This is a genomic window from Comamonas sp. w2-DMI, from assembly GCF_040187735.1.
In the GTDB taxonomy this organism is placed as follows: domain Bacteria; phylum Pseudomonadota; class Gammaproteobacteria; order Burkholderiales; family Burkholderiaceae_C; genus Comamonas; species Comamonas terrae.
Genome location: NZ_JBANEL010000006.1, coordinates 47991 through 64115 on the forward strand (window position 1 = coordinate 47991; position 16125 = coordinate 64115).

At 64.4% G+C, this 16125-nt stretch carries 19 protein-coding genes; 6 read left to right on the forward strand and 13 right to left on the reverse strand.

Annotated features, from left to right (window positions below):
* Positions 1–7 precede the first annotated feature (7 nt).
* The 4 genes from V8Z74_RS08285 to V8Z74_RS08300 all read right to left on the reverse strand — a co-directional run bounded on the left by V8Z74_RS08285 (position 8) and on the right by V8Z74_RS08300 (position 2747).
* Positions 8–328, reverse strand: coding sequence for a BON domain-containing protein (locus tag V8Z74_RS08285; protein WP_066478110.1), 321 nt, complete (start codon positions 326–328; stop codon positions 8–10).
* A gap of 71 nt (positions 329–399) precedes the next feature.
* Positions 400–894: a hypothetical protein gene (locus V8Z74_RS08290; protein ID WP_349708845.1), complete on the reverse strand. Its 495-nt coding sequence runs from the start codon at positions 892–894 to the stop codon at positions 400–402.
* Between the two features lie 153 nt (positions 895–1047).
* Positions 1048–1209 carry a DUF1328 domain-containing protein gene (locus tag V8Z74_RS08295; protein ID WP_083526647.1) on the reverse strand — a complete coding sequence of 54 codons (162 nt, stop codon included), beginning with the start codon at positions 1207–1209 and terminating at the stop codon, positions 1048–1050.
* A 185-nt stretch (positions 1210–1394) separates the two neighbouring features.
* Positions 1395–2747, reverse strand: a complete 1353-nt coding sequence (locus tag V8Z74_RS08300; RefSeq protein WP_066477757.1) for a CHASE3 domain-containing protein — start codon at positions 2745–2747, stop codon at positions 1395–1397.
* Between the two features lie 136 nt (positions 2748–2883).
* On the opposite strand from V8Z74_RS08300, the gene V8Z74_RS08305 reads away from it, so the two are divergent.
* On the forward strand, positions 2884–3516 hold the full coding sequence (locus V8Z74_RS08305; RefSeq protein WP_066478135.1) for a response regulator: 633 nt from the start codon (positions 2884–2886) through the stop codon (positions 3514–3516).
* A 43-nt stretch (positions 3517–3559) separates the two neighbouring features.
* Here the strand turns inward: V8Z74_RS08305 and V8Z74_RS08310 are convergent, their stop codons facing one another.
* The 4 genes from V8Z74_RS08310 to gpmA all read right to left on the reverse strand — a co-directional run bounded on the left by V8Z74_RS08310 (position 3560) and on the right by gpmA (position 7289).
* On the reverse strand, positions 3560–3940 hold the full coding sequence (locus V8Z74_RS08310; RefSeq protein WP_349708846.1) for a response regulator: 381 nt from the start codon (positions 3938–3940) through the stop codon (positions 3560–3562).
* A 122-nt stretch (positions 3941–4062) separates the two neighbouring features.
* Complete coding sequence (locus V8Z74_RS08315) at positions 4063–4815, reverse strand: HesA/MoeB/ThiF family protein (protein ID WP_349708847.1); 753 nt, start codon at positions 4813–4815, stop codon at positions 4063–4065.
* An 84-nt stretch (positions 4816–4899) separates the two neighbouring features.
* Entirely contained in the window at positions 4900–6396 is a 1497-nt protein-coding gene (locus V8Z74_RS08320) for a S41 family peptidase (RefSeq protein WP_349708848.1), read from the reverse strand.
* 149 nt (positions 6397–6545) lie between these two features.
* Positions 6546–7289, reverse strand: coding sequence for a 2,3-diphosphoglycerate-dependent phosphoglycerate mutase (gpmA, locus tag V8Z74_RS08325; protein WP_349708849.1), 744 nt, complete (start codon positions 7287–7289; stop codon positions 6546–6548).
* Positions 7290–7563: 274 nt separating this feature from the next.
* On the opposite strand from gpmA, the gene V8Z74_RS08330 reads away from it, so the two are divergent.
* The 4 genes from V8Z74_RS08330 to V8Z74_RS08345 all read left to right on the forward strand — a co-directional run bounded on the left by V8Z74_RS08330 (position 7564) and on the right by V8Z74_RS08345 (position 10040).
* Positions 7564–7971 carry a rhodanese-like domain-containing protein gene (locus V8Z74_RS08330; protein ID WP_066477771.1) on the forward strand — a complete coding sequence of 136 codons (408 nt, stop codon included), beginning with the start codon at positions 7564–7566 and terminating at the stop codon, positions 7969–7971.
* A gap of 105 nt (positions 7972–8076) precedes the next feature.
* Complete coding sequence (gene grxC, locus V8Z74_RS08335; RefSeq protein ID WP_066477772.1) at positions 8077–8334, forward strand: glutaredoxin 3; 258 nt, start codon at positions 8077–8079, stop codon at positions 8332–8334.
* A gap of 159 nt (positions 8335–8493) precedes the next feature.
* The gene (gene secB, locus V8Z74_RS08340; protein WP_066477781.1) at positions 8494–8949 is read left to right on the forward strand and encodes a protein-export chaperone SecB; all 456 of its coding nucleotides are present in this window, start codon (positions 8494–8496) and stop codon (positions 8947–8949) included.
* Positions 8950–9026: 77 nt separating this feature from the next.
* Entirely contained in the window at positions 9027–10040 is a 1014-nt protein-coding gene (locus V8Z74_RS08345) for an NAD(P)H-dependent glycerol-3-phosphate dehydrogenase (RefSeq protein ID WP_066477783.1), read from the forward strand.
* Between the two features lie 105 nt (positions 10041–10145).
* On the opposite strand, the gene V8Z74_RS08350 is transcribed toward V8Z74_RS08345, so the two are convergent.
* Both V8Z74_RS08350 and lysA read right to left on the reverse strand, forming a co-directional pair.
* The gene (locus tag V8Z74_RS08350) at positions 10146–11033 is read right to left on the reverse strand and encodes a DMT family transporter (RefSeq protein ID WP_349708850.1); all 888 of its coding nucleotides are present in this window, start codon (positions 11031–11033) and stop codon (positions 10146–10148) included.
* 103 nt (positions 11034–11136) lie between these two features.
* Positions 11137–12384, reverse strand: a complete 1248-nt coding sequence (gene lysA, locus V8Z74_RS08355; protein ID WP_349708851.1) for a diaminopimelate decarboxylase — start codon at positions 12382–12384, stop codon at positions 11137–11139.
* 106 nt (positions 12385–12490) lie between these two features.
* Between lysA and V8Z74_RS08360 the strand changes: the two genes are divergently transcribed.
* Positions 12491–13408, forward strand: coding sequence for a LysR family transcriptional regulator (locus V8Z74_RS08360; protein WP_349708852.1), 918 nt, complete (start codon positions 12491–12493; stop codon positions 13406–13408).
* 100 nt (positions 13409–13508) lie between these two features.
* Here the strand turns inward: V8Z74_RS08360 and V8Z74_RS08365 are convergent, their stop codons facing one another.
* From V8Z74_RS08365 to V8Z74_RS08375, 3 genes are all read right to left on the reverse strand, one after another.
* Positions 13509–14204, reverse strand: coding sequence for an amino acid ABC transporter permease (locus V8Z74_RS08365; RefSeq protein WP_349708853.1), 696 nt, complete (start codon positions 14202–14204; stop codon positions 13509–13511).
* Positions 14201–14956, reverse strand: a complete 756-nt coding sequence (locus V8Z74_RS08370) for an amino acid ABC transporter permease (protein WP_349708854.1) — start codon at positions 14954–14956, stop codon at positions 14201–14203. Before V8Z74_RS08370 ends, V8Z74_RS08365 begins: the two co-directional genes overlap by 4 nt.
* A 232-nt stretch (positions 14957–15188) precedes the next feature.
* Positions 15189–16013 carry an ABC transporter substrate-binding protein gene (locus tag V8Z74_RS08375; RefSeq protein ID WP_349708855.1) on the reverse strand — a complete coding sequence of 275 codons (825 nt, stop codon included), beginning with the start codon at positions 16011–16013 and terminating at the stop codon, positions 15189–15191.
* Positions 16014–16125 lie beyond the last annotated feature (112 nt).

Here is a 16125-nt window from a genome sequence, read left to right on the forward strand (position 1 = left end):
GGGACGCTCAGGGGCGCACGACAATGCTGTTGCGCACTTCCCGCACGTTCTTGGTGGTGCGCGCAATTTCGGCGGCGCGTGCCTTCTCGGCTTCCGATTTGGCGAAACCGGACAGCTGCACCGTACCGTTGAGCGTCTCCACGCTGATGGCCGTGGCCGACACGCTCTTGTCCTCGGCCATCTTGGCCTTGACGGCCGCGGTGATGCTGGCGTCGTCCACATAGGAGCCTACGGTCTGCTGTTCGCGGACCACGGAGCAGGCCGTGGTGCCGAAGACCACGGCGCCGGCCATGGCGGCGATGGCCAGAGCATGCATTGCTTTTTTCATCACTTTCCTTTCTTCGAGGGTGGGTGGAGGTATTGCGGACAGAGCGACGGGCTGCCGCGAGCGCTTGTTGCTTATTTCCTGCGGGATCTGGAGCCCAGGAAGAACGCGGTTGCAAGCGCGGCGCCGGTCGCTGCGGCGATCAGTACGGAGCGGCCGGGCTGCTCCGTGACATAGCGGGTTGTGGCGTCTGCGGCAGTCTGGAACTGGCGGCGTGCGCGATGCGAGCTGTCGGCCCAGAAGTTGATGCTGCGCTCGGCCAGGTCCTGGGCGCGGCGCGCCAGATCGTCGATCAGCTGGCGGTTGTATTCGTTCTCGGCATCGCGCAGGTGGCGGCCGGTCTCGTCGATGGCTTCGGATGCGGTGCGGCGCACACGCTGGTAGGTATCCGAAACGGTGTCCTGGATCTCCTCACCCGCATCCTTGGCGGCATGTGCCGCTTTCTTGGCTGCATGCTTGGCGGTGTCGAGCACGTCCTCGGCTGCTTCCTGCGCATGATCTGCAACATCTTTTGCAGAGTTCTTGATGTTTTCCACCACTTCCTTGGCCTCTTTCTCGTGCTGACTCATAAGTTTTAGCTCCCTGATAAGCGAGTGTTTCGGGGAAGGTCCAGTAAACACGACCTCATTTCCAAAGCAGAAAGCCCATCATGGCGAATGAATGCGCTTTGCGCAATGCAAGCGCCGCTCAACTGCATGGCGAGGTCGAGATATGGATTTGCCCTATCTCTTTATCAGGCTCACGGCAAACGAAATCACCGCCATGATGATGAAGACAAAGAACAGAATCTTGGCAATGCCGACGGCGCCTGCCGCAATGCCGCCAAAGCCGAATACGGCGGCCACCAGGGCAATCACCAGAAATACCAGGGCGTAATGCAACATCTTGATCTCCTTGATAGAGCCGGGGCGAACGGATGATCGCCTCGCTTGCTACCAGACTGTAGAGTGCAATCTGCGGGTGCTCTGACGGAGCCCGGCGTGCCGCGGCGTCGGGGTTGCGGCCCACGGCAATGTAGGAGCGGCTCGAGTTGTAACCTTGCGCAAGCCCCGTTTTTGGGCCGTGACCTTCAGGCCGCAGCCGTCGTATTCAAGGGGATGACGGCGGAGATGGTGGTGCCTTTGCCCACCTGCGAAGCCACCGTCAGGCGGCCGCCCGCTGCTTCGACGCGATGGCGCATGCCTGCCAGTCCATGGGAGTTGGGGCGCGTGGATGTGACCTCGAAACCCCGTCCGTCGTCCTGGATCTGTACCGCCACATAGGTAGGGTAGTTGTGCACGGTCACGATGACATGGCTGGCCTGGGCATACTTGCCGATATTGGTCAGCGACTCCTGCACGATGCGGTACACGGTCAGCTGGGTGGACTCCGGCAGGTCCACCTGCTCGAGATTGGATTCCACCTCGAGGCCGCTGCGCTCGGCGAATTCGCGTGTCAGGATTTCCAGCGCCGTGGTGAGGCCCAGGTTGGACAGGGAGGAGGGGCGCAGGTCCTCGATGATGCGCCGCTTGAGCGCGATACCGCTGTTGAGCGTCTCGACCAGGTGGGCGATGCGTTCGGAGACCTCGGGTGAGGACACGTCGATCTTGGACTTGAGGCGCGCCACATCGAGCTTGGCGGCGGTGAGCAAAGAGCCGAGCTCGTCGTGCAGTTCGCGCGCCAGATGGCCGCGCTCGTCTTCGCGCACCTGCTGCAGGTGGGTCGCCAGTTCGGTCAGCGAGGTGGTGCGCTCGCGCACCAGCTCTTCCAGCCGGTTGCGTTCGTCGCGCTGTATTTCCTGCTCGCGCTGGCTGGCCTGCTGCAGCGCATAAGCCTGGCGCAGATACATGAAGAAGCCCAGGATGCCCAGCACCGTCACCGTGGCAATGCCGATGCGCGACAGGGACAGCGTGTGCTCGATATCGCGCATGTTCTGGCCGGCCTGCTTGTTCACGCTTTCAAGCAGCGTCCTGCCATAGCCGCGGATGGCATCCATGTTCTCCATGCCCAGGTCGGTGAACATGACGAAGCGCCACGCCTCGTTGTTTCCCTGCTGGTACAGGCGCAGGCTCAGCTCCATCTCGTTCATCTTGCGCTCGACCTGGCGCGCCAGCGGCGTGAAGGTGGCCAGCTCGTCCGGATTGAGCAGGAAGATCTTGCGCAGCTCATCCATGGTGCTATTGATGGAGGACATCGCGCTGGTGTAAGGAGCAAGATAGCGCTCCTCTCCCGTGAGCAGGTAGCCGCGCAGCCCGGTCTCGGCATCCAGCATTTGCTGTATCAGCTGGTTGATACGGGCGCGCGTGTTCTGGGTTTTGGCCAGCGTCTCCAGCGCATTCATGGAGCGCACATATCCGGCTTCGTTAATGCTCGCCATCAGTACCGCCGCAATAATTGCGACCGTCAGGCTGATCGCAATTTTGCGAAATTGTGTCCAGCGCATCTGCGTTCCTTCACCTACAAGCTGTTTCCCTGATATTCTGCGTGATCGTATCGCCAGTGGCTGACGCATCGATGTCGGCCGTATCCTGTTGTTGGATCGAGAGGAGCTGGCAGGGCTTCGTCAAAAAGAGGTGTTCATGATTAAAGTCGGCATTGTGGATGATCATGCAATTGTTCGTTCGGGCTTGCGTCAGTTCTTATCCGAGCATGTGGATCTGCGCGTGGTGGGCGAGGCAGCCAACGGCCGGGAGGCCATCGATCTGGTCCGGGAGCATGAAATCGACGTGTTGCTGATGGATCTTTCCATGCCGGGCCAAAGCGGCATCGATGCCCTGGCCATGCTCAGGGCCAAGGCTCCGGACATGGGCATCCTGATTCTCAGCGGCTATCCTGAAGAGCATTACGCGATCAACCTGATCCGCCAGGGAGCCAGCGGCTATCTGAACAAGGAGTGCGATCCCCAGGAAATTGCGGAAGCCATCCGCACCGTGGCGCTGGGGCGCCGCTATCTCACGCCTGCAGTGGCCGATCTGCTGGCCCAGCAACTCAACCGCAAGGACGATGCGCCGGCCCATGAGCAACTGTCCGAGCGCGAGTTCCAGGTGTTCCTGAAACTGGCGCGCGGCGAAACGGCGGGTGATATCGCGAAATCTTTGTCGCTGAGTGTAAAAACGGTGAGTACCTACAGGACGCGCCTGATGGAAAAAATGGGGCTTTCGTCCAACAGCGATTTGACCTATTACGCACTCAAAAACCGACTGATCGACTGAAAAAAAAGGCCCGGAAACCGGGCCTTTTTATTTCGCCGAAAAATCAAGCATTCGCTGCGTTGAGCCCGATGCAATAATCGACAAGGGAATCGATTTCATTCGATTTGTCGAAAATCGCGTCGGCATTGAGCTGTTCGCAGCGCTTGCGAACGTCATTGGTGGCATAATTGCTGAGCACGATCAGTTTTTGCTGCTCCGCGCGCTTTTGGAATGCGCCCACTATTCCAAGGCCGCTGCCTTGGCGCAGAAACAGGTCGACAATGACGAGATCCCAGGAATCCTCGTTTTGAGACAGCCAGCGAGTTGCGTCGGCTTCTGTCTCGGCAATGCCAACGGGTTCGATATTGGCCAATTCCTGAAGGGTCTCGATCAAATTTTCCCGAATGGTTGGATTATCTTCAACAAAATAGGTACGCAGCTTCACAATAATATCCGGCGATGTCACGATGCAAGATTGCAGCAATGGCGATCTTCTCTGATGCAATTGTCATGGTGACAGGTGCGAGCTCCTGCCAGTGCGCAAACAGCGGTGATGTAGGTTCTTTCCTATGGTTGGTGGCCGCAGACCGGGCAGCCCGGGTTGCGCGAGGTGCTCATGCTACTCCACTCCATGGCCCGGCTGTCCAGCATTTGCAGCCGGCCTGTAGAGGGTTTCCCTAGGCCCACGATGAGCTTCAGGGCTTCGGCTGCCTGCATGGTGCCGATGAGGCCGACGGCGGGCGCAAAGACACCCATGGTCGAGCACTGCACCTCTTCGAATTCTGCTTCGGGCGGGAAAATACAGGCATAGCATGGGCTTTGGGCATCGCGCGGGTCGATAACCATCAGCTGCCCGTCAAGGCGTATGGCGGCGCCCTCGATCAGCGGCACCCGGTGGCGTACGCAGGCTGCATTGATGCGGTGCCGGGTCTTGTAGTTGTCCGTGCAGTCGAGCACCACGGTGGCTTGCGGCACGAATTCATCCAGCAGCTGGTCCGTGGCGCGCTGCTGAACGGCATGGACCAGCACCTGCGGATTGATGGCGAGCACGGCCTCGCGGATGGATTCGACCTTGGGCTGGCCGACGCGGCCGGTGGTGTGGGCGATCTGGCGCTGCAGATTGGTCATGTCCACCGTGTCATCGTCCACCAGCGTCATCTGCCCCACGCCGGCCGAACCCAGGTACAGCGCGGCTGGCGAGCCCAGCCCTCCGGCGCCGATGATAAGTACATGCGCGGCGAGAATGCGCTCCTGCCCTTCGATGCCGATTTCATCGAGCAGGATGTGGCGCGAATAGCGCAGGAGTTGGTCGTCATTCATTGATCGGTTCCCATTCGTGGCCAAGCCATGAAAAAGCCGGGCGCAAAGCCCGGCTTGGTCGGTAGGTGCGTGCCGATTTTAGGATCAGTTGCCTTTTTTCTCCGGCTCGGCCTTGTTTGCCGGCTTTTTGTCGGCAGCCTTGCTGTCTTCGGGCTTCTTCTCGAGATCGCGGGCGGTCAGTGTCTTGCTGACCTTCACGGGCTTGCCCTTGAGCTGGTTCAGTGCCTGCTGCAGCTGGAAGTCCTTGTCCGAGCCGAACTCGGGCAGGCGGCGCTCCGACAGCGGCTTCTTGGATTCTTCCTCGAGGCGCTTGCGCGCTTCCTCGCGGGCCTTCTCCAGCGCCTCGTTCTTCACCTCGGCGCCCTGGCCGCTCGACAGGTGCTTTTCCAGGTCTGCTTCGCGCATGCTCAGGGCTGCAAACAGGTCGCCTTCCGGCGTCTCGTCCACCATCACGTCGGGAACAATGCCCTTGGCCTGGATGGATTTTCCGCTGGGGGTGTAGTAGCGGGCCGTGGTGAGCTTGAGTGCGGTGTCCGGACCCAGGGGGCGCACGGTCTGCACCGAACCCTTGCCGAAAGTCTGGCTGCCCATGATGGTGGCGCGCTTGTGGTCCTGCAGGGCGCCGGCCACGATCTCGCTGGCCGAAGCCGACCCTTCATTGACCAGCACCACCAGCGGCAGCTTCTTGAGTCCTGCGGGCAGGCGCTGCAGCGGATCGCCGAAGCCGCGCTGGGCGTAGAACTCGGGCGACGCCTTGTAGACGGCCTTGCTTTCCTCCAGCTGGCCGTTGGTTGAGACCACGGTGGTGTTGGCGGGCAGGAAGGCCGCGGAGATGGCGACGGCGGCATCGAGCAGGCCGCCCGGATCGTTGCGCAGATCCAGCACCAGGCCCTTGAGATTGGGGTCCTGCTTGTAGAGCTCCTCCACCTTGCGCACGAAGTCGTCGACCGTGCGCTCCTGGAACTGGCTCAGGCGGATCCAGGCATAGCCGGGTTCGATAAGCTTGCCCTTGACCGACTGGGTCTTGATCTCTTCGCGAGTGATGGTGACGGGGAAGCTGCGGCTTTCGTCCTTGCGCAGAATGGTCAGGCGCACCTTGGTATTGGGCTCGCCGCGCATGCGTTTGACCGCGTCGTTGAGCGACAGTCCCTTGACGGCGGTGTCGTCGATCTTGGTGATCAGGTCGCCGGTCTTGAGGCCGGCACGGAAGGCCGGGGAGCCCTCGATGGGCGAGACGATCTTGATCAGGCCATCTTCCATGGTGATCTCGATGCCCACGCCCACGAACCTGCCCATCGTGCCTTCGCGGAATTCCTTGTACGACTTCTTGTCGAAATACTGGGAGTGCGGGTCCAGGCTGGACACCATGCCCGAGATGGCATCGGTGATCAGCTTCTTGTCGCTGACGGGCTCGACATAGTCGGTCTTGATGAGGCCGAATACGGCCGACAGCTGTTGAATTTCTTCCAGCGGCAGGGGCGCCATGCCCCCTCGGGCCAGAGTCTGCAGCGATACCGTGGTCAGAGCGCCAGCCACCACGCCTACAGAGATCCAGCCTGCAATTTTGATTTTTTGACCCATAGCACCCCTTTAACCTTTGCAATATACACCTAGAGCGGTGCTTGACCCACGAGGTTCCCCAGGGTTGCGGGCTTGCGGGTGCCGGGCATAAAGCGATGGCCAGCGCGTCTGCGGAGCCGGCAGCGGCTCCGCAGACGGTTTCACGCTTTTCAGGCCTTGCCCTGGGAGGCCACGGCTGCCGCGGCGCTGGCTGCAGCTGCGGCATCGCCCAGATAGTAGTGGCGAATGGGCTGGAGGTCGGCGTCCAGTTCGTAGACCAGAGGAATGCCGTTGGGAATGTTCAGGCCCACGATGTCCTGGTCGGAGATATGGTCCAGATACTTGACCAGTGCCCGGATGGAATTGCCATGGGCCGTGACGACCAGGCGCTTGCCGGCCTTGATGGCGGGGGCCATGGACTCTTCCCAGAACGGAATCACGCGGGCCACGGTGTCCTTGAGGCATTCGGTCAGCGGGATCTGCTCGGGTTGCAGCTTGGCGTAGCGGACATCGCTGCGCTCGCTGCGCGGGTCGCTGGCTTCCAGGGCCGGCGGCGGCACGTCATAGCTGCGGCGCCACTGCAGCACCTGGGCTTCGCCGTACTGCTTGGCCATGTCGGCCTTGTTGAGGCCTTGCAGGCCGCCGTAATGGCGCTCGTTCAGACGCCAGCTGTGCACCACGGGCAGCCAGGTGCGGTCCATCTCGTCGAGCACATGCCACAGCGTACGCGTGGCGCGCTTGAGCATGCTGGTGTAGGCCACATCGAAATCGTAGCCTTCGGCCTTGAGCAGACGGCCGGCCTGCTTGGCCTGCTCTACGCCGGTGGCGGTCAGATCCACATCGGTCCAGCCGGTAAAGCGGTTTTCAAGGTTCCAAGTGGATTCGCCGTGGCGGATCAGAACGAGCTTGTACATGGATTCTCTCAAAGTAGCAAAGCAGTAATGACGCTAAGTCAAAACTGGCATTTTAGAGCTTTGGCCTTTCCTGGGCCCCGCACAGGGGTGCAGGGCTGTCGCGCGTAGCGGCCGCATCGGCGGGCCGGAGGACGGAAATCGCAGTACCCGCTTGCGCTGCAGGGCAGTGGCAGAGCGGCTATCTTCTTGACCTTGGGTCGGGCCGGGAATGCCGCCGTGCCCCGGGTTCGGGCCTGCCCCTAAAATCGGCCGGTTTGCCATCCCGAGGAATGACGTGAAATTCATTATTGATAACTGGTACCTGATTCTGATCGCCGCGGCTTCGGGCGTCATGCTGGTGCTGCCCGTTGTACGTGGCGCTGCCGGCGGTTCGCTGTCGGCCGCTGCAGCCGTGCATCTGATCAACCGCGAAAAAGCCGTGGTGCTGGATGTATGCGAGCCCGAGGAGTTCGCTGCCGGCCATGTCAACGGTGCCAAGAATCTGCCGCTGGGCCAGTTCGAGGAAAAGCTGCCTTCCATGGTCAAGAACAAGCAGCTGCCGGTGGTGCTGGTGTGCGCCAAGGGCGCGCGAGCCGCCCGTGCCGAGGGCATCGCCCGGAAGCTGGGCTATGAGAAGGCCCAGGCGCTGGCTGGCGGCATGAAGGCCTGGCGCGATGCCGGCCTGCCGGTTGAGAAAGCGTAAACCGCCCCCAGCTGGTTTCCATCGGGCCTGCCCGATGCCGTGTTTTGAATCGCTGTCCGGGCGCCACGCGCGGGCCGCTGCTATGAAGTCGAGGAAGTTGCCCCCATGCAAGCCGTGAAGATGTACACCACCGCTGTCTGCCCCTATTGCATCCGTGCCAAGCAGATCCTGAAATCCAAGGGTGTGGAGCAGATCGAGGAAATCCGCATCGATGCCGATCCTGCCGCACGCAGCCACATGATGGAGGTCACGGGCCGCCGTACGGTGCCGCAGATCTTCATCGGCGAAACCCATGTGGGCGGCTGCGACGACCTGATGGCGCTCGACGCCAAGGGCGGCCTGGTGCCCCTGCTGCAATCCTGATGCCCGAATGCCGCGGCGCCTGCGAGATCTGCCGACGCCCGCCGGTGCACACTGCATAATGCAAGCTGCTATTTCCCATGGAAGAGCCCGCTGCGACAGCGCGTTGCAGCGGGCCTTTTCATTGCATTGAATCCCTATTCCTGAAAGACCGACCCCATCATGGCCGAACAAGAAACCCCCGTTTTCCAGATCCAGCGCGTGTACCTGAAGGACGTGTCGCTCGAGCAGCCCAATTCGCCCGCCATCCTGCTCGAGCAGGAGCAGCCCAATGTGGACATCCAGCTGGGCGTGGAAGCCACTCCCGTGGCCGAAGGCGTCTTTGAAGTGGCCGTGACCGCGACCGTGCAGACCAAGATCCAGGACAAGACCGTGTTCCTGGTGGAAGCCAAGCAGGCCGGCATCTTCGAGATCCGCAACGTGCCCGAAGACCAGATGGGCGCCGTGATCGGCATCGCCTGCCCGCAGATCATCTATCCCTACCTGCGCGGCAACGTGGCCGACATCGTGACCCGTGCGGGCTTCCCTCCCGTGCACCTGGCCGAAATCAACTTCCAGGCCATGTACGAGCAGCAGCAGGCCGCAGCGGCACAGGCCGAAGGCCAGCTGCCCCAGTAAGCCATCCCGGGCTTGCGACAAGAAAAAGAGGCCCCAGCGGCCTCTTTTGCATTTCGGGCGGGTTAATCTCGGCGGCTATGAAAATTGTTGTCATCGGTGCTGGCGCCTGGGGTACGGCGCTGGCCATCAGCGCGGCGGCGCATGGCGAAGATCGTTCCGTGGTGCTCTGGGCGCGCGACGCAGCCCAGGCACAGGCCATGCAGGCCGAGCGGGCCAACAGCCGCTATCTCCAGGGCGTGCGGTTTCCGGCGGCGCTGGCCGTGGTGCATGGCGATGTCATGGGCCATGTCCACGCGGCCGATCTGGTCGTTCTCGGCACGCCCATGGCGGCACTGCGCGAATGGCTGGGCCGGCTCAAGGATTGCGCGGTTCCCGTGGCCTGGCTTTGCAAGGGCTTCGAGGCCGTGCCGCCCGGCGCACCGGCGGGCGCCTACGGCCTGATGGCGCATGAAATCTGCCAGCAGGTGGCGCCCGGACTGCGCAGCGGCGTGCTCAGCGGCCCCAGCTTTGCGGCCGAGGTGGCGCGCCAGCAGCCCACGGCCCTGGTGGCGGCCAGCCAGCACGCGCAGGTGACCGAGCAGCTGGTGACCGCCTTCCATGGCGGCGCCCTGCGCGTCTATGCCAACAGCGACATCGTGGGCGTGGAAGTGGGCGGCGCCGTGAAGAACGTGCTGGCCATTGCCACCGGGCTTTGCGACGGCCTGCAGCTGGGGCTCAATGCGCGGGCGGCGCTGGTGACGCGCGGCCTGGCGGAAATGACGCGCCTGGGCGTGGCCCTGGGCGCGCGCACGGAAACCTTCATGGGACTGTCCGGCCTGGGCGATCTGGTGCTGACCGCCACCGGTGACCTGTCGCGCAACCGCAAAGTCGGCCTGCTGCTGGCCCAAGGCCGGACGCTGGAACAGGCCGTGGCCTCCCTGGGCCATGTGGCCGAAGGCGTCTACAGCGCACGCACCGTGCTGGCGCGCGCGCGTTTGCTGCAGGTGGAGATGCCGATCGCCGAAACCGTGGTGGACCTGCTCGATGGCCGCATCACGGCAGCCCAGGCCGTGGAGCACCTGATGGGCCGCGACCCGAAGCCGGAGAGCTGATCTTGAAACTGGCGTGTTTCAGGTGCGAGACGGCCAGCATGGGCCGCCCCGCAGCAAAGGCCGTCGTCCCCCTTTCAAGGGGAAGCGGCGAAGCCGCTCAGGGGGTCAACGTAACTCCCTCATGCTGAGCCAGGCGCTGGCCGCGCCGCAGGCCGCGACCATGGCCATGCCGATCACGGCCCATTGGTCGGGGATGTGGCCGTAGACCAGCCAGCCGGCCAGCAATGCGCAGGGGATCTGGCTGTACAGGAACGGTGTGATGGTGGCGGGCTGGGCTTTTTCGTAGGCCTTGAGCAGCATCAGGTGCCCGACCGCGCTGCCCACGCCCATGGCGATGCCGGCCAGCCACAGCGCTGCCGTGTCCGGCAGCTGCCAGGTCCAGGGCAGGGTGGCGCAGGTCAGGGCCAGCGCCAGCAGGCTGGTGTAGATCTGCGTTGTCAGCGGCCGTTCCTTGCCTGCCATGCGGCTGCTGAGCACCTGGTAGGCCGTGTTGGCCGCCAGTTGCAGCACGGGCCAGAACAGTGCCCAGCCGCTGAAATTGGCACCGGGCCGGATGATGACCAGCGTGCCGGCAAAGCCCAGGCCCACCAGCACCCAGCGCAGCGGGCTGACGCGCTGGCGCAGCCACAGCGCGGCCACCAGGGTCAGCGCCAGCGGCGTGAGGGCCACCACGGCGGTGAATTCGGCCAGCGGCAGGTAGCGCAGGCTCAGCATGGCCAGTGCATTGCTCAGGCAAAACAGCACGGCGCGCAGGCACTGGAAGCCGGGGCGCTGCGTGCGAAAGATATCCAGCCCGTGTCTGGCAACGCCGAAACCCACGGTCAATGCCGATTGCAGCACATAGCGCAGCCACAGCGCCATCAGCAGCGGCAGCAGGGCGCCCGCGTATTTGGAGCCGGTGTCCAGTACCGAAAAGCAGGCGCAGGCCAGCACCGTGAAGGCAATGCCCGTCAGCGTGTGCCGGTGGGCCAATGAAGCGGAGTGCTGTGGCATGGAAAAAGCGCGCAGGGCACCCCTGCCGGTGCCCGATGGAGAATGGATTTCAGGCATTTTTTTGCCTGAAACCCTTGCCAGCAAAGCGCTGGCAGCTATCGAATCAGAGGCTCAGTTCCAGTGCCAGCAGTTCCTCCACCGTCTGGCGCCGGCGGATCAGCCGGGCGTCGGTGCCGTCCACCAGCACTTCGGCGGCCAGCGGACGCGTGTTGTAGTTGCTGGACATGGAGCTGCCGTAGGCGCCCGTGTCATGGATCACGAGCAGGTCGCCCACGCTGGCACCGGCCAGCGCGCGCGGCAGCACCACGCCGCCGTCGCCCTGGGTGAACACGTCGCCCGATTCGCACAGCGGGCCGGCCACCACGCTGTCGCGCGCGGGCAGGGCGGCGCCGTCGCGGCGCAGCACGTCCATGGCATGGAAGCTGCCGTACATGGCGGGGCGCATCAGCTCGTTGAAGCCGGTATCGACCAGCACGAAATGATTGCTGCCGGCATTCTTGGTGGCGCGCACCGTGCCCAGCAGCACGCCCGATTCGGCCACCAGGAAGCGGCCGGGCTCCAGCTCCAGGCCCAGCTTGTGGCCCACGATGCTCTCGGCTTGCTTGCGCGCTGCATCCCACAGGCCGTGGTAGTGCGCGGTGTCGATGGTGGCGTCGCCCTTGCGGTAGGGAATGGACAGGCCTCCGCCGGCCGAGATGGCATGCAGGTCATGGCCTGCGGCCTTGGTGCGTTCCACGAGCTTGACCATGGCGCCGCAGACTTCCTGCAGGTGGCCGTAGTCCACGCCCGAGCCGATGTGCATGTGCAGGCCGGCCAGCACCAGGCCGCCGGCGCGGATGGCGGCCAGCGCCGCTTCCAGCTCGCTGTGCCAGATGCCGTGCTTGCTGTGCTCGCCGCCGGTATTGGTCTTGTTGCTGTGGCCGTGGCCGAAGCCGGGGTTGATGCGCAGCCACACGTGGTGGCCGGGCGAGGCCGCGGCCAGCTGGTGCAGCATGTCGATGGAGCCGGCGTTCACGGGCACCTTGTGCTCCACCACGGTGGCCAGCGTGGCCTCGTCCATCACATCGGCGGTGTAGACGATGTCGGCCGGCTCGCCAAAGCCCGGCGTGAAGCCTGCGGCCAGCGCGCGCAGGATCTCGCCGCGCGAGACGGCATCCACCTTCACGCCCTGTTCGCGCATCAGCCGGAGGATGTGGATGTTGGAGCAGGCCTTCTGGGCAAAGCGCACGGTGTCGAAGGCCTGCAGCTGGGCGATGCGCTCGCGGATGGTGGCTGCGTCATACACCCACAGCGGGGTGCCGTATCGATCGGCCAGGGACCAGAGTTGGGCGGGAGTGAAGGGATTGGACATGGCTGTTGGGGATTCCGTCTGATTCGCCGCCCATGGTGCCCATGTCGATGCATGCAGTCCAATGCTTGCTTTTGAGTAGTCTATTCATTATGGATATGCTCTGGGTATGTCAGAACCGCTGCCCGTTCCAGTGCCCGAACGCATCGCCCACCGCCATATCGAGGTCTTCAGAGCCCTCATGCTCACCGGAACGGCCACGGGCGCGGCTTCCATGCTGTTCACCTCCCAGCCCACGGTGAGCCGCGAGCTTGCGCGGCTGGAACAGCTCCTGGGCTATGCGCTGTTCGACCGTTCCCAGGGACGTTTGCGGCCCAATGCCCGCGCCCTGCAGCTGTGGGACGAGGTGCAGCGCAGCTGGGCGGGGCTGGACCGGGTGGTGGAGCGCGCGCTGGAGCTGGGCCGGCCGCACCAGGCCAGCCTGCATGTACTGTGCCTGCCGGCGCTGAGCCATGCGCTGCTGCCCCGGGCCCTGGCGCTGCTGCATGCCGGCCACGGTCCGGTTTCCGTCAGCGTGGCCACGCAGGAGGCGCCGCTGCTGCAGGAGTGGATGGCGGCCCAGCGCTACGACCTGGGCCTTTCCGAACTGGCCGATGCGCCGCCCGGCACGCGCAGCCTGCCGCTGCCGGCGCTGGACGAAGTGGCCGTGCTGCCTGCCGGTCACCCGCTGGCGCAGCACAGCGTGCTCGGGGCCGAGGACTTTGCGGGCGAATCCTTCATCAGCCTGGCGCGCGACGATCCCTACCGCCAGCAGATCGATGCCGTGTTCGCCAGGGCGCGCGTGGAGCGCCAGATGCGGCTGGAAACCCATAGCGCCGTGGCCGTCTGCGCCATGGTCCAGCAGGGGCTGGGCGTGGCCGTCGTCAACCCGCTCACGGCCCGCGCCTGCGCCGGGCCGCAGCTGGTGGTGCGGCCGCTGGCATTCTCGATACCTTTCCAGGTGCACATGCTGCTGCCGCTGCACCGGCCCGCGGTGCCGGAAGTGGACTGGCTGGTCGCGGCCCTGCTGCAGTCCGTCCAGGCCTAGTCTTCTGCATTGAGCCGGATGCCGGGCTCGGCCGGCTTGGCCGGGGGCGACCGGAAACGGCTGGGGACGGTATGCGAGCGGCTCCGGGCCCGGCGTGCGCTCAGAGGTGCTCGGGCCGCAGCCTGGCTGCCACGGCCCCGGCCAGAAGATGGAGCAGCGAGCACAGCAGCCAGTAGATGGCCCCCACGAAGAGAAACACCTCGGCCGGGTTGACCATCAGCCGTGCATTGACCTGGGTGGCGAGAAAGGACAGCTCGCCCACGCCCACGATATAGGCCAGCGAGCTGTCCTTGACCAGCGTGACCCACTGGTTCACGAAAGAAGGCAGCATGACGGCCAGCGCCTGCGGCAGTATCACCATGCGCAGGACCTGCCAGCGCGTGAAGCCCAGCGCCGCGCCCGCATCCCACTGCCCCTGCGCCACGGCGTGGATGCCGGCCGCCACGCCGTGGGCCAGATAGGCCGCGCCGATCAGCGACAGCGCGCAGACCACGGAGAACATGCCGGGCACGTCGAGGCCGAACAGCACGGGCAGCAGAAAGTAGCTCCAGAAGATCAGCATCAGCACCGGTATGGCGCGCAGAAAGCCCAGCACGATGCGCAGCAGCCGCGCCGCGGGGCCGGCGCTGTCCTGGCCCAGGGCCAGGGCAATGCCCAGTACCAGTCCCAGCATGGCGGATACCACGCCCGAGAGGCCGCTCAGCATCAGCGTGAGCAGCGCGCCGCCGGGCGGCCCGTCGGGAAACGTGCCCCACAGCAGGTACTGCCAGTCGTCGGCGAGGGCGGAGAAGTTCATGTGCGCTCCAGGCGGATGCGGCCCCAGCGGCGCCGGTTCTGGAGATGCCGGCCCAGCATTTCCAGGGCCGCGACCAGCGCGATGTAGAGCATGGTGGCAATGCCGTAGACCTGGAAGGACTGGAAGGTCTCGGCCTCGGCCTGGCGCGCGCGGTACGACAGTTCCATCAGCCCTATGGCCATGCCCAGCGAGGTGTTCTTGACGATGTTCATGTACTGCCCGAACAGCGGCGCCACGATCCGGGCCAGCGCCTGGGGCAGCACGATATGCCGCAGCACCTGCGCGCGCCGCATGCCCAGGGACAGGGCGGCCTGCGCCTGGCTGCGCGGCACGCTGCGCAGGCCGGCACGTATTTCCTCGCCCACGTAGGCGGTGGAATACAGCACCAGCCCCCACAGGGCAGCCACAAACTCGAACGACGGCCAGCCGATGCCGAAAGCCCCCAGCTCCAGCCGGTGCGGGCGGTTGAGCCACGCGGCCCACTCTTGCGGCAGCAGTCCCGGCACACCGAAATACCAGAAGAACAGCTGCACCAGCAGCGGCGTGTTGCGAAAGGCGGAAAGGTAGAGGCCGGCCGCCTGGCGCACGGGCGCCAGCGGCGCGGTGCGCGCCACGGCGAACAGCATGCCCAGCAGCGTGGCGGCGGCAATGACCAGCAGCGAGGCCAGCAGGGTGGTGGCCGCGCCATCGAGCAGCCAGCCCCAGTACCTGGCAGCCAGCAGTTGCCGGGGCCAGTCCGTGAAAGCAATCATGGGGAAGGGCAAGCGCCTGAAGATGCTTCAGGCGCTTGAAAAGAAGTCGGATATTCAAAAAGCGTAGCTGCCACCGCTTATCCGGCAATGGTTGCAAGCCATTTCCATATAAAAAATCTTTGGAAGCGGCGAATCCCGAGCCCGCAGGCACCGCGCCAGAGCCGCCTGGCGGCGAAGGTGCGTCCCTGCCGCACCACGCCGCTTTGGAGGCAGGCGCGCAGCGCCTCGGGGATCAGGCTTTGTCTCCGATCCTGAAGTTGCGCTGCAGCGGCGTATTGCTCTGGGGGCCGAACCAGGCGTCATAGATCCGGCCGGCCTGCCCCTTGGATTCGAGGTCCTTGAGCGTGGCGTTGACCCAGTCGGTCAGCGCCGCCTCGCCCTTGGGCAGGCCCACGCCGATGAAGTCGCTGGAGATGGCAAAGGGCGGCACCTCCCATTTGGCGCGTTCCTGCGGATTCTTGATGGTGGCCAGCAGGCCCACGAGCTTGGGGCCGTCCTGGGAGATCGCCTGCACATTGCCGTTGCGCAGCGCGGTGAACGCAAACGGCGTGTCGTCGTAGGCCACCAGCGTGGCCTGGGGGTATTTCTCGCGCAACACGATTTCGTTGGTCGTGCCCTTGTCCACGCCGATGCGCAGGCCGCTGAGCTGCTCGGGCGCACTGAGCTTGCCCTTGGGCACGAGGAACTGCGTGCCCGAGGCGAAGTAGGGAATGCTGAAATTCACCTGCTTGGCGCGCTCCTCGGTGATGGTGAAGTTGGCCAGCACCAGGTCCACCTTGCCCGACAGCAGCAGCGGCACGCGGTTGGCGGGGTTGGTGGGCACCAGCTGCAGCTTCACGCCCAGGCGCCTGGCGAACTCGTGGGCATAGTCCACGTCCAGGCCCACGATCTGGCGCGTCTTGGGGTCGACAAAGCCGAAAGGAGGGTTGGAATCGAAGGCTGCCACACGCAGCACGCCCGCATTCCGGATGTCCTGCAGGCGGTCCGCCCAGGCCGCACCCGAGGCCAGCACCGCGGCGGCGGCAGCGGTTGCGGTGATCAATTTCTTCAGCGCCATAAAACCCGATCTCCCTGATGGAAATGAAAGTCATTGAATCCGGCGCCCTGGTCCAAGCAGGCGTATTGCTGCAAAAACCGGAGCGTTGGAGCTGGCTGAATTGTCGAAATGC